General features: G+C 41.4%; 11 protein-coding genes. 5 read left to right on the forward strand and 6 right to left on the reverse strand.

The window, feature by feature from the left end:
• Nucleotides 1-182: 182 nt before the first annotated feature.
• The 3 genes from AC1DYB_RS23200 to mutY form a co-directional block, all read right to left on the reverse strand.
• Nucleotides 183-1,673 carry a serine hydrolase gene (locus AC1DYB_RS23200; RefSeq protein ID WP_477438392.1) on the reverse strand — a complete coding sequence of 497 codons (1,491 nt, stop codon included), beginning with the start codon at nucleotides 1,671-1,673 and terminating at the stop codon, nucleotides 183-185.
• Between the two features lie 146 nt (nucleotides 1,674-1,819).
• On the reverse strand, nucleotides 1,820-2,239 hold the full coding sequence (locus tag AC1DYB_RS23205) for a single-stranded DNA-binding protein (RefSeq protein ID WP_477438394.1): 420 nt from the start codon (nucleotides 2,237-2,239) through the stop codon (nucleotides 1,820-1,822).
• Between the two features lie 23 nt (nucleotides 2,240-2,262).
• Entirely contained in the window at nucleotides 2,263-3,315 is a 1,053-nt protein-coding gene (gene mutY / locus AC1DYB_RS23210) for an A/G-specific adenine glycosylase (RefSeq protein WP_477438396.1), read from the reverse strand.
• 362 nt (nucleotides 3,316-3,677) lie between these two features.
• Here mutY and AC1DYB_RS23215 point away from each other — a divergent pair, with 362 nt between their 5' ends.
• The 3 genes from AC1DYB_RS23215 to AC1DYB_RS23225 all read left to right on the forward strand — a co-directional run bounded on the left by AC1DYB_RS23215 (nucleotide 3,678) and on the right by AC1DYB_RS23225 (nucleotide 6,606).
• A complete protein-coding gene (locus AC1DYB_RS23215; RefSeq protein ID WP_259093777.1) occupies nucleotides 3,678-3,971 on the forward strand; it encodes an HU family DNA-binding protein in 294 nt (97 codons plus the stop codon).
• Between the two features lie 10 nt (nucleotides 3,972-3,981).
• Nucleotides 3,982-4,824 (forward strand): tetratricopeptide repeat protein, encoded by an 843-nt coding sequence (locus AC1DYB_RS23220; protein WP_295716538.1) that lies wholly within the window; start codon nucleotides 3,982-3,984, stop codon nucleotides 4,822-4,824.
• A gap of 231 nt (nucleotides 4,825-5,055) precedes the next feature.
• Nucleotides 5,056-6,606 carry an Rne/Rng family ribonuclease gene (locus AC1DYB_RS23225; RefSeq protein WP_295716537.1) on the forward strand — a complete coding sequence of 517 codons (1,551 nt, stop codon included), beginning with the start codon at nucleotides 5,056-5,058 and terminating at the stop codon, nucleotides 6,604-6,606.
• A 247-nt stretch (nucleotides 6,607-6,853) separates the two neighbouring features.
• Here the strand turns inward: AC1DYB_RS23225 and AC1DYB_RS23230 are convergent, their stop codons facing one another.
• Complete coding sequence (locus tag AC1DYB_RS23230; protein WP_295716535.1) at nucleotides 6,854-7,714, reverse strand: glycosyltransferase family 2 protein; 861 nt, start codon at nucleotides 7,712-7,714, stop codon at nucleotides 6,854-6,856.
• Nucleotides 7,715-8,231: 517 nt separating this feature from the next.
• Here AC1DYB_RS23230 and AC1DYB_RS23235 point away from each other — a divergent pair.
• On the forward strand, nucleotides 8,232-8,861 hold the full coding sequence (locus AC1DYB_RS23235) for an acetyltransferase (RefSeq protein ID WP_295716534.1): 630 nt from the start codon (nucleotides 8,232-8,234) through the stop codon (nucleotides 8,859-8,861).
• Nucleotides 8,862-8,947: 86 nt separating this feature from the next.
• On the opposite strand, the gene AC1DYB_RS23240 is transcribed toward AC1DYB_RS23235, so the two are convergent.
• Complete coding sequence (locus AC1DYB_RS23240) at nucleotides 8,948-9,391, reverse strand: DUF1569 domain-containing protein (RefSeq protein ID WP_477438398.1); 444 nt, start codon at nucleotides 9,389-9,391, stop codon at nucleotides 8,948-8,950.
• 315 nt (nucleotides 9,392-9,706) lie between these two features.
• On the opposite strand from AC1DYB_RS23240, the gene radA reads away from it, so the two are divergent.
• The gene (radA, locus tag AC1DYB_RS23245; RefSeq protein WP_477438400.1) at nucleotides 9,707-11,185 is read left to right on the forward strand and encodes a DNA repair protein RadA; all 1,479 of its coding nucleotides are present in this window, start codon (nucleotides 9,707-9,709) and stop codon (nucleotides 11,183-11,185) included.
• A gap of 123 nt (nucleotides 11,186-11,308) precedes the next feature.
• Here radA and AC1DYB_RS23250 read toward each other — a convergent pair whose 3' ends face one another.
• Nucleotides 11,309-12,679 (reverse strand): NHL repeat-containing protein, encoded by a 1,371-nt coding sequence (locus AC1DYB_RS23250; RefSeq protein WP_477438402.1) that lies wholly within the window; start codon nucleotides 12,677-12,679, stop codon nucleotides 11,309-11,311.
• Nucleotides 12,680-12,699 lie beyond the last annotated feature (20 nt).

Raw genomic sequence — 12,699 nt, forward strand, 5'->3', positions numbered from 1 at the left:
AACCAATCAAAAAAATCTATTTTTTAGGGTGACTTACTGTTTATACCCCAATAAAAGGCAGCTCTGCACCGTTAGGTGCTACCTGTTTGTAGAAAACGCAGGGCATTTACCTTTGCCTCGCAGAGGCTACCCCTAATGAATTATTTTGCAACACGTTTTCCGGCCCGAAAACAATACTTGCCCTACTGCTTTGTAAACGTTAATCCGTCAACATTTACCGTGCTCACTTTACCAAATTCATCAATACTAAATGTCGCCGTTACTTTGCCGTACTCCTTGCGGGCATATGGACCCCTAAAGGTATCGTAGTTCCAACAGGTGGCTTCGGCACTAAGGAACTTGTTTATATCCAGGCTTAACTTATCCCCGGTTGCGACGATCACCACCGAACCATAAAGCGGATCGGTATAGGTACCCGCATAGGATTTTATATCCAAAGTTGGGTGCGTACCAATTACCCTTTTTGCTTCGTAATCCTTTTCGGCTTTTTCTCCTTTCGCCCGCAATCCGCTGTAAAGGGTTTGAAATTCCCTGCTCCAATCCCTATCGCCACCCAACGCGAAATAATCAAAGGCTTTAAACATCAGCGCGTGGCGCACTTCTGCATGATCAAGATTGGCCAATACATATACGCCTATCTTTTTGTCTACTATCATGCCGTTAATAGCTACCAAGCCGCCAAGGCTCCCGGTATGAAAATCAATCTTTTGCCCCTTATAATCCTGCTGAAACCAACCCATGCCATAAGTGATCCAATGCGGTTGGGTAATGCGGGCGGTTGGATAAAATTCTTCCTGCGATACAAATGTTTGCGGCTTAAGCAACTTGGCCCAGCTTTCAGGTTTCAGCAAACGCTGATTGCCGTACTTGCTGCTATCCAGCATACAGTTAACCCATTTGGCCATATCATCCACGCATGACCATACACCGCCCGCCGGGGCGATGGCATCTGTCATATCTTTTTCAACTACAATAATGGCGCTGTCAACTTTAACATGAGCCGCCGTTTGATTAGGCATACCTTTGGATTTTGAAAAAACAGGCACCGTGCGTGTCATTTTCAAAGGCGTAAAAATTCTTTTCTGAACAAAAGTTTCCCAGGGCATGCCGCTGGCTTTTTCAATAACCTTACCAGCGGCCATGTAAAATATATTCTGATAAACAAAGCCCGCCCTAAAGCCATACTGAGGCTTTACCAGCCTCATCCGGTGCAGGATCTCATCAGATGATATATTCATTGTTCCCCATAAATAATCGGTATTGCCAACGCCGCTATCATGCAGAAACAGGTCGCTAACGGTAAGCTCACGGGTTACATAGGAATCATAGAGCTGAAAATCGGGCAGGTAATCTGTAACCTTATCGCTCCAGTGCAGCTTACCCTCATCAACCAGCATGGCGGCGCAGGCGGCCGTTAGCGCCTTTGTTGTAGATGCAATACCAAAAATGGTTTGTGTATCAACGTTGCCCGGTTTGCCCAACTCGCGCAGACCATAGCCTTTAGCAAATATCACCTGGCCATCCTTTACAACAGCTATAGCCAAACCAGGCACATGCCAATCAGTAACGGCCTGTTGCACATATTTATCAAACTCCTTAATATCGGTGGTAGTTTGCGCCAGCAACATGACCGGTAGCAGGCAAGCGAAGAGGAGGCTCTTTAAAAACTTCATAATATTAATGGTAAGGTTTTATGTGCTGAATATAAGTATAAAATACAATTCCAATCCACACCCCATTAGTAAAAAGCGCAAAAAAATACCCCTTGCTTAATAGCAAGGAGTATCCAATTATCGTTATTTAAAAAACGTGTTATACTTTAATAACCGTTAACGTTATCTTCCCCTTCAATATAATTGAATGTTTCGCCTGGTTTTGCAACATGTTTGGTAAGATCGGGATCAAAATCGCTCTTTCTACCAAGCATGGTGAAATTCTCGGCAACTACTTCGGTGGTGTATTTTTTAACCCCATCCCTATCCTCGAACGAGCGGGTGCGCAGTTTACCTTCAATGTAAACCAATTTACCTTTTTGTAAAAACTTCGCCGCCATTTCAGCAAGGCCACGCCACATAACAATATTATGCCATTCGGTTTGTTCAACCTTGCGCCCGTCCTTATTAAAGGTTTCAGAAGTAGCCAAGGGGAAACTTGTTACAGCAACCCCGCCATCTAATGTTCGCAACTCGGGATCCTTGCCTAAATGGCCAACAAGGATAACTTTATTTATTCCAGACATGGTATAAAGTACTGAAAAATTATTTACAAATTAAAAATATTTTTTAATAATATAAAAACAACCTTTGGAAGCGCCAATTCATGCAAATCGACTATGGGTATATATATCCAGTTTTTATTTAACATTTGGGGGGTGCTAATAGTTTTAATCATCCTCACAAATAATCGCTGGTGGGTAAGAATGTGTTTCAATAGGGGGGTATCTTCTATGATATTTATGGCAGCGCCGTCGCCAAAAATCGCTGCCACCTCTGGTAGTTTTACCAGTTCGCCGGCAGTCAATAAAGAGGAGGTTTCAACCATTGGTAAATCGAACATGTTGGCCCAGATATCCTTATCGCCCCTTTTATTCATCAATACAGTGTTACCATCAGTAATTAAAAAGTAGTTAAAAAAGCGCTCGCGAACTTTAACCGTTTTTAGTTTTACCGGTAAGGCAGCGGTTGCATTGCTGATAAACGCCACGCAGCCGGTACGTACCGGGCAAGTACCGCAAGCCGGATTTTTGGGCTTGCAGAGCATAGCCCCAAACTCCATCATGGCCTGGTTATGCAGTGCGGGATTTTTCGTATTAATTAAATCGTTTGCGATGTTCTGAAATACCTTTTTGCCGGCGGTAGAGTTAATAGCATCATAAATTCCAAAATAGCGGGCCAGTACCCGGTAAACATTACCATCAACAACAGCCCTTGCCTCATTTGCCGAGAACGACGCTATAGCCGCGGCAGTATATTCGCCAATACCTTTCAACTTAATCAGCTCATCATAACTTCGCGGAAACACGCCCTCATATACCTCCCGCACAAGGCGCGCCGTTTTAAGCATATTACGCCCCCGGGAGTAATAACCAAGCCCTTGCCATAGCTTAAGTACCTCATCCTCATGCGCTGCAGCAAAATGGCTTACTGTAGGATACTTTTCTACAAACCGGTTAAAATAAGGTAAACCCTGCTCAACACGGGTTTGCTGTAAAATAATTTCAGACAGCCAAATGGTATAAGCATCGGTAGTGTTTCTCCAGGGCAGGTCGCGTTTATTTTCAAGGTACCATTGCACCAGTTCGTCGGTAAAATTCATTGATGTAAAAGTAATGGATTTTGGTGGCAGGAATTTAAGACGGACGATTTCTGGATTAAAAGAAACAACAGGGATAATAAAATAACCCAAACGAAAGAAAAATACTGGCTAAAAGTGCCGTTTGAAAAGCCGGGAGAATTGCCAGGTTTTCACGCTTTATTCAACTAATCTTTCATCCCAAAAAACGTATTCATATAGCGGCGTAAATAAGCCCAATTGTCTATACTTTGTAACGAAAATATGCGTTTTAGGTACTGAGTAAAAAAAATCTATTAAATATTTCGCTCTTAAATTTTAAAGCGATACTTTTGCAACCCCAAAACAGTTAAGTATTTATATAATTAAATAAAAGTAAATCAGATATGACTAAGGCAGAAATTATAACTGAAATCTCATCTAAGACAGGTATAGAGAAAGTAGACGTGCAGGAAACTGTTGAGGCGTTTTTTAAAGTTGTTAAAAGCTCAATGGTTGGTGGCGAAAATGTTTACGTTAGAGGATTCGGTAGCTTTGTAGTAAAGAAAAGAGCAAAAAAGACAGCACGTAACATTTCAAAAAATACTGCCATCATTATCCCCGAGCATTTTGTGCCCAGCTTTAAACCAGCAAAAACTTTTGTTGAGAAAGTAAAAACAGGCAACAAAACCACCAAATAATTTTAAAGATATGTATAAGAAACAAATAGCCATAAGTGTAGCAATAGTTATTGTTATGGGCTATTTGTATTATTTACCTGTTAAAGGTTTAATAAAACCCAAAGAGGCCAAAAGCGATAAAACAAACGTGCTCACCAGCCGCAAGGCTTCAACAGTAACGGTTGATATGGTATCAGAACCGGCCAAAGCCGCAATTGGGGCGGGTTTGGCAGCTAAGATAAACGACCTTGAAGGGCAATTAAAAAAAGCATCAGGCACTGATGCCGATATGTTGCAACAGCAACTGGCAAAACAGTGGGATGATGATAACCAGCCCGCACCGGCAGCATTTTACTACCAGGCTTTGGCCCGTAAGCAAAATAAAGCCGAAGATTGGTTAAATGCAGGTAATCGTTTTAACGATGCATACAAAATTACCCAGGATACTTTATTGCAGCCTGCTTTTGTTACAAATGCTGCAGAGGCTTTTCAAAATGCCTTAAAGTTACAACCTGAAAGCCTTGTGGGTAAAACAGGATTAGGTATAGCGTACGTTAATGGCGCAGGTGCCCCTATGCAAGGTATAGCCTTACTGCTTGAAGTAGTTAAAAAAGACCCGAACAATTGGAGTGCAAACCTCAACTTAGGAATGTTTGCCATGAAATCGGGACAGTACGAAAAAGCGGTTACAAGGTTTAAAACGTTACTTGCCCAAAAAACAGAACTGGAGCCAACATTTTACCTGGCCGAAAGTTACAAACAACTGGGCATGAAAAAGGAAGCAATTGCTGCTTACCAAAAATGCAAAGAAATGATGCCCGACCAAGTGTTTGGGCAACGTATTGATGAATACATAAAGGAATTAAAGAATTAATCACATTTAAAAATTATTACTATGCCGAGCGGTAAAAAACGTAAGAGACACAAAATGGCTACCCACAAACGCAAAAAACGTTTAAGAAAAAACAGACATAAAAAGAAATAAGCTGCTATAAATTAGCAGATTTTACCTGCCTTTATTAAAGGTGGGTAACTTTTTATTACGAGTGTTTTTTACCCACTTATTTACATACGGTTTTTGCCGTTTTAAGAAATGGAGTAGCAGTTGATAAAAGAATTAATTATCGATTCATCCCCCAATGGGGCTACCATTGCATTATTACAGGACAAACAACTTGTAGAACTTCACAAAGAACAAACCAGCAATAATTATACTGTTGGAGACATTTACCTTGGGCGTATAAAGAAAATTATGCCCAGTTTAAATGCTGCCTTTGTGGATGTAGGCTACGAGAAGGATGCCTTTTTGCATTATCTTGATCTTGGTCCGCAGGTGCAGAGCCTGCTGAAGCTGACCAAGCAAGTACGTAGCGGGGGATATCAGTCAAAGCTTTTGGATGGCTTTAAGCTGGAAGCCGATATCAATAAAGGAGGTAAGATCTCTGATATATTGACAAAGGGCCAGCTTATACCGGTACAAATAGCCAAAGAACCTATATCAACCAAAGGACCGCGTTTAAGTTCTGATCTTTCTATCGCAGGGCGATATGTTGTATTGGTTCCGTTTTCGGAAGCAATCTCTATCTCCAAAAAAATAAAAAGTAATACAGAGCGTAACCGCTTACGCAAGGTTGTTGAAAGTATTAAACCAAAGCATTTTGGTGTAATCATCCGTACGGTATCTGAAGGTAAAGGCGTTGAGGAATTACAAAAAGACTTGCTTGATCTGATATCAAAGTGGGAATCATTTATAACAAGGTTGCCGTCAACAGAACCATCTAAAAAGGTTTTGGGCGAAATTGGGCGTACATCAACTATCCTAAGGGATATATTGAACCCCGATTTTCAGCATATCTATGTAAATGATAACGGTATGTTCGAAGAAATTCGGTCATACATCCATGAAATATCGCCCGATATGGAAAGTATAGTCCGCATGCATAAGCATAAGGAGCCTATATTTGAGCATTTTGGCGTTGATAAACAGATTAAAGGAGCCTTTGGTAAAACCGTAAACCTTGCCGGCGGCGCTTACCTGGTTATTGAACATACCGAAGCATTACACGTTATTGACGTGAACAGCGGTAACCGTACAGCCAGTAAAGAAAACCAGGAAGAGAACGCTTACCAGGTAAACAAAGAAGCGGCTAAAGAAATTGCCCGCCAGTTACGTTTACGCGATATGGGCGGCATTGTTGTTATCGATTTTATTGATATGCACAAGCCCCAAAACCGTAAAGAACTGTTTGATTACCTGCGTACCGAAATGACTTTGGACAGGGCAAAGCATACCATTTTACCTCCGAGTAAATTTGGATTGGTTCAAATTACACGCCAGCGTGTAAGGCCCGAAATGAACATTGTAACCAGCGAAGTGTGCCCTACATGTAATGGTACAGGTACCATTAGGCCAACCATTTTGCTGATGGACGACATTGAAAATAACTTCAATTATATATTGGATGAGCAAAACGAGAAGGGAATTACCCTATCCGTGCACCCATATATTGAAGCCTTTATTAAACAGGGTATTTATACCCGCCAAATGAAGTGGTTCCTGAAATACGGGCAGTGGATTAAAGTTAAAAGTAACCCCGCCTACCAGATCACCGAGTTTCACTTCTTCTCCAATAAAGACGAAGAGATTAAACTGTAAGTTTTTTTGATATACAGCTATAAGATGTGCAGATGTTGATAAAACGTCTGCACATTTTTTGTTTTAAGGGGGAGGGAAATGACATTCCCAAAGATTTGTCATCCTGAACATAGTGAAGGATCTATTATTCGCGATGCTTCTTCGCCCTGTAAAGTCTGCGAACAGATCCTTCACTATGTTCAGGATGACAAAAAGGGTAGTCCCCAGGCAATCGACGCCATTACCGCCCGAACATGCATCCAAATACTTAAAGCAGGTATTTTACGGTGTTGTAAGCCTTCCGCATTTTATATCGTGTAAGCTCAAATAATAAATATCTTTTTATGTAAAGCAAGAGTAGCTTTCTTTTCTCCCTTACGGGATAGCCAAATTGTTTAATGATCAAATTAAAATCACTGATCATCATTTCCATCCGCGCATCATCTTTTATCATGCTCCAGATACCGCCAACGTGGTTACGGTAACAACTCATTACCTCTGGCATGACATATATTTTAAGACCTGTGGTATAGGTTGCAAAAATCTTTAATAGCTTATCGGCAGCAAAAACGTTGAAATACCAGGGCTTCTGGAAAAACTGGTTTACCTGCGGTACATTACGATATACCACGGTGGCTGTTTTGGTTTCTTCCTGCTTCCCCACAAGTAAATCGAGGTATGTATATTCACGCGGTACCGGATTTGGGTGTTCGTGCAGCGTTTTGCCAAACGCGTCAATTACCCGGGTGTAATGGCAACAAACTATGTATTCGGGATGCTGATCTAAAAAATCGACCTGTTTTTGTAATTTATGCTCATCTGTCCAATAGTCATCACCTTCACAAAGCGCAATGTATTTACCTTTACAAGCTTTAAGTGTGTTCATCAGGTTATAATAACAACCCTTGTTTTTTTCATTTGCAATCACTGTAACTTTTGTAGGATAGCTTTCTTTAAAAAATTTAACAACCTCCGATGTACCATCGGTTGAGCAATCGTCTCCAATTACAATTTCAAATTTAAAATTCGTTCGCTGCATGATAAAGCCATCAAGCGCCTGGAAAATAAATTGTTTTTGATTGAAAGTAATACAGCATATGCTTACCACTAATTCGCGCTTTTTCATCATAACTCACTCATTTCGGTTTATTTTGCAAACGATAAAATTAGCTAAAGGTTAAAGTAGATAATGCAGGTTGTAAGCAACTTGTGCCCTTTATTGGATACCGTTTTAATTTAATGTCTGCAAAACCCTGCAAGTATTGCTCAGCCCAAAGTTCATTTTCCAAATGTATTTAATTGAAAGTCAATGCTATAGAAATTTGTAATAATTTTATAAAATTGTAAATAGCAACCAAATGTTTTACAAAAAGTGTAAAATCTCTTTACAATTAGACACAAACCGGCAAAAAAATACATGTCTGTTTCACAGCTGAAATGCATTTTAAATTAGCTGAAAAATGAATCATTAATGAACACTAAAAAATAGCGTTGGTACGTTTATTGCAATAAATACATGTCTCAAAGCCGGGTTCATATCAATATTAAATGTTGAATTTTTTTTAAGAATTAAAAATTTAATGAAACAGGCAATAACCTAAAGCATTTAAATGAAATAGACCAAAAAATACAAAAAACGAATTGACATGATAGTAATTGGAGCAGGCGGACACGCATTAGAAGTGCTGGATGTGTTATTGGAAAATCCGGTAACTGATGAGATGTTTTTTTATGACGACATCAATATTTCAAACGTCAGATTGCGGAATTACGATGTACTGAAATCAGCAGATGATATTAGAGGTATTTCACATGGTAAATTCAATTTCATTTTAGGCATTGGCGATCCTGCTAAAAGGCGGTTTCTTTTCAACAAGTTTGTTAAACTGGGAGGGGTGTATTGCCCGTTAAAATCCATCACATCTACATTTAGTCAATTTGTAAATAATTTATGTTTCGATGTGATGAAAAATTGTTTCATTGGCTCGGGAGTTGTAATTGGAAAAGGTTGCTTAATAAACACCGGAGCCCAAATTCATCATGGTGTTCAAATTGGCGAATTTACAGAAATTTCACCACGGGCAACCATACTGGGAGATGTAAAGATAGGCTCCAATTGCAGCATAGGCGCCAATGCAACTATTTTACCACGGCTAATTATTGGCTCTAATGTTACCATAGGAGCCGGCTCAGTGGTTACCCACAACATTGCCGGCAATTCTGTGGCGTATGGCAACCCGGCCAGGGTAGTCAACGAGGTACTTACACATTTTTAGCACTTGCCTTTTTTATAGTCCGGATTTTAAACCGGCCAATTGTTTTGGATCGGCAGTATGCGCTAATAGTAAATTGTTGTTGCTTGCTAAGCATTAAATTGCCGCAAATGATGGTCAGTATGTTTATAAACCAAATAGCCGATTTGTTCAGCAGTCATTTTTCCAAAAAACGGATGAACAAAATCATAGTTTGAAAAATCCGAATACTCCTCAACCAGGCCGATCCATTTATTTTTTTCGGCTATAACATCCCCGTTGCCAGTTACTTTAAATCCGGCAACAGTGGGCATATTTTTCTTTACCGGGAGCTCATCTTTAATCATACCTTTCAAAGCCATCTTGCCAAATAAAAAACCGATGAAAGATTGTTTATACTTTTGCCTGCCCAATACCATTTCGTCAAAAAGGGTGCAATGTTTCACCATTTGGTAAATATTCATTTTGCCCCATTGCGCAGTATTGGTTTCGTCAAGTTTTTTAATTCGGGTTAATAGTTCCTCTCTGGTTGTTTGGTCAAATATGGTTTTCATAAGGCTTCATTATTTTTGAAATTATAGGTCAGCTAATTTAAGCGGTTATCAAACAAAAATAAGTGATAAAGCGTGATAAAAAACACTGCTATGATCTTGTCATTGTTCTGATTTTTAAAAACAGCGTGCCTGCTTTAAGTAAATCCCCGGTAATACTTATACTCACCAAAATGCGAACGGGTATATTTTACTAATTTAATTAGTAAAACCTATGATTTAATCTGCATATTTGTACATCTAAAATGGCGTGGTTTCATGAACGCATTAGAAAAAAATCTGCATATCTGAAATTTGTAATCTGCACATATAACAATAATGGCCAAAACTAAATTTGCGTATTTCTGCCAAAGCTGCGGCTTCGAATCGGCCAAGTGGCTGGGTAAATGTCCATCGTGCCAGCAGTGGAACACCTTTGTGGAGGAAATCATAGATAAGGGTAACACCAACAACGCCGTACCTACATGGAAGGTTACTTCAAACACCCAGCAAAGAGCCAATAAGCCGGTGCAGGTTGCCGATATCACCTTTAGTGAAGAACACCGCATGCTTACTCCCGATAAAGAGTTTAACCGGGTATTAGGCGGCGGCATAGTTGCAGGCTCACTGGTATTAATAGGCGGCGAGCCGGGCATAGGTAAATCAACCCTGATGTTGCAGCTGGCCCTCAACATGCCCAACCTCAAGGTACTTTATGTATCGGGAGAGGAAAGCGAAAGGCAGATTAAGATGCGGGCAGAAAGGCTGGCGATGCCCCCCCCGCCCCCTGAAGGGGGAGCTAAAAAGAATAGCTCATTAATCATAAACTCAGAAACTCCCCCTTCAGGGGGCGGGGGCGCTTGCTACGTGCTTTGTGAAACATCCACCCAAAACATATTTAAGCAAATAGAATCGCTGGAGCCCGACCTGGTGGTGATCGACTCCATCCAAACCCTGCATTCATCACATATCGAATCTACACCGGGGAGTGTGTCACAGGTACGGGAATGTACGGCAGAGATGCTTCGCTTTGCCAAAGAAACTTCAACCCCCGTATTCCTGATAGGCCACATTACCAAAGATGGCATGATAGCCGGCCCCAAAATACTGGAACACATGGTTGATACCGTACTGCAGTTTGAGGGCGACAGGCACCATGTATACCGCATCCTGCGCACTATAAAAAACCGTTTTGGCTCTTCGTCCGAGCTTGGTATCTATGAAATGTTAGGCGAGGGCCTCAGGGAAGTATCCAACCCTTCCGAAATACTGTTATCACACCGGGATGAGCCTTTAAGTGGCATTACCATATCCGCAACCTTAGAGGGCATGCGGCCGATGCTGATAGAAACCCAGGCATTGGTAAGTACATCGGCCTATGGCACGCCTCAGCGCACCGCTACGGGCTTTGATACCAAACGGATGAGTATGTTATTGGCCGTGCTTGAAAAACGCTGTGGCTTCAGGCTGGCGGCCAAAGATGTGTTCCTGAATATTACGGGGGGCATCAGGGTTGAAGATCCGGCTATCGACCTGGGTTTGGCAGCTGCCATTATATCATCGCATGAGGATATGCCTGTGCCCTTTAAAACCTGCTTTGCCGGCGAGATAGGGCTCTCTGGCGAGATCAGGGCGGTGAACCGTGTAGAACAGCGCATAGCCGAGGCGCAAAAGCTGGGATTTAACCAAATATTTATCTCCAAATACAACCTCCCATCCGGAGGGCAGGACAAAAAACGGATGGACTTGTCCCGCTATGATATCGACATAAAAATTGTAAGCAGCATAGAGGAGGTTTTTGGCCAGCTATTTGGATAGCAGGGAATGCTTAAAGCAGAAAGCTCAAAGCAAAAAGATAATCAATAAAAAAGCTCAGAGAATATTTCCCTGAGCTTTTTTTATTAAGGTCTTGCTTTAAGCTTTTGGCTTTCACCTTTTAGCTTAAAAAGTAGGTAATACTATTTTACGAATACGGTTATTACCGGCATCAGCTACATAAATGTTGCCATTGGCATCAGCAGCCACACCCTGTGGTGAATTAAACAAAGCACTTGCTCCAGCACCATCTGCAAAACCAGCAGTTGAACTCCGGCCGGCTAATGGCAATAAAACCTTATCAGTAGTAACTTCAAACACACGACCGGTTTGATCTGTTATAAACAGGTTTCCCTTAGCATCAATTGCTATTGCTGCTGGTGAACCAAGCACCTGGTGTTTTGCATTGCCCAAATAAGTAGTAACAATACCCGCAGATGTAATTTTACGAACAGCATAGTTTTGCGCGTCGGCCACATAAATATTACCGGCAGCATCAATTGCCAGCCCCGATGGTTTATTAAATGAAGCGCTGGTGCCCGTAATCTGGTCAACATAGGCAGATGACCTGTTACCTGCAAACGTTGTTACCACACCAGCTGGTGTAATCTTACGGATAAGGTTGTTACCTCTATCGGCTACATAAATATTACCGGTTGCATCAATAGCAAGGCCACGTGGATTATTAAATGAAGCAGCAACACCTGTACCGTCATCGTATCCCGCGCTACCGCTTCCGGCCAGGGTACTTACCACGCCTGCAGGCGTAATTTTACGGATAATATTGTTACTGAAATCGGCAACGTAAATGTTACCGGCAGCATCCGTTACCAGGCTTTGCGGCGCATAAAAACGGGCATTAGCCAATGAGCCATCTATGTAGCCAATGGTTCCATTACCGGTTAGTGTGCTTACATCGCCGGCGCTTGTAACTTTCCTTATCGCGCTGTTAAATGCATCGGCCACATAAAAATTACCATCGCTGCTAAGTGTAATACCCTGTGGGCTGTAAAAAGATGCAGCGGTACCGCTACCATCAACAAAGGCCGGGGCAGCATTACCTGCAAATGTGCTTACTGTACCAACTTTTGAGGTAAGATCACCTCCGGTAGTAAACTCAATTACTTTACCATAGCCGGTACCAACAACATTACTTGCATAAGCACGCACATAATATTTAGTATTGATTTTTAACCCTTTCATTTTACTTGTAAAACTTAGCGAGATAACAGTATCCTGGGTTTTTGAATCGGTAATGGTAGGGCTTGTATTTGTAGTGCTCCAGCAAACACCATAATAAGTAATACCAGCGGTAAGTGTTTCGGTGATCAATCCACCGCTGTGGGCACTTGTATCGGCGGCATCTTTAACTACATCGGTAGTAGTAATTACTGGTATGGAACCAGCCACGGGATCGCTGCTTTTAACGCATCCTGTAACGGCAAAAGCAAAAAGGATTGCCACAAACAGGACTAATTTAGTATGGGTTTTGTTCATTGGGTTGTTATATGAATTAA

The organism is Mucilaginibacter sp. P2_A4 (genome assembly GCF_056405015.1).

Bases quoted from the DNA above. Each gene is read 5' to 3' on its own strand.
- AC1DYB_RS23200 (WP_477438392.1), bottom strand. From the start codon at position 1,673: ATGAAGTTTTTAAAGAGCCTCCTCTTCGCTTGCCTGCTACCGGTCATG.
- mutY (WP_477438396.1), bottom strand. From the start codon at position 3,315: ATGAATTTTACCGACGAACTGGTGCAATGGTACCTTGAAAATAAACGC.
- AC1DYB_RS23220 (WP_295716538.1), top strand. From the start codon at position 3,982: ATGTATAAGAAACAAATAGCCATAAGTGTAGCAATAGTTATTGTTATG.
- AC1DYB_RS23230 (WP_295716535.1), bottom strand. From the start codon at position 7,714: ATGATGAAAAAGCGCGAATTAGTGGTAAGCATATGCTGTATTACTTTC.
- AC1DYB_RS23240 (WP_477438398.1), bottom strand. From the start codon at position 9,391: ATGAAAACCATATTTGACCAAACAACCAGAGAGGAACTATTAACCCGA.
- AC1DYB_RS23215 (WP_259093777.1), top strand. From the start codon at position 3,678: ATGACTAAGGCAGAAATTATAACTGAAATCTCATCTAAGACAGGTATA.
- AC1DYB_RS23235 (WP_295716534.1), top strand. From the start codon at position 8,232: ATGATAGTAATTGGAGCAGGCGGACACGCATTAGAAGTGCTGGATGTG.
- AC1DYB_RS23205 (WP_477438394.1), bottom strand. From the start codon at position 2,239: ATGTCTGGAATAAATAAAGTTATCCTTGTTGGCCATTTAGGCAAGGAT.
- radA (WP_477438400.1), top strand. From the start codon at position 9,707: ATGGCCAAAACTAAATTTGCGTATTTCTGCCAAAGCTGCGGCTTCGAA.
- AC1DYB_RS23250 (WP_477438402.1), bottom strand. From the start codon at position 12,679: ATGAACAAAACCCATACTAAATTAGTCCTGTTTGTGGCAATCCTTTTT.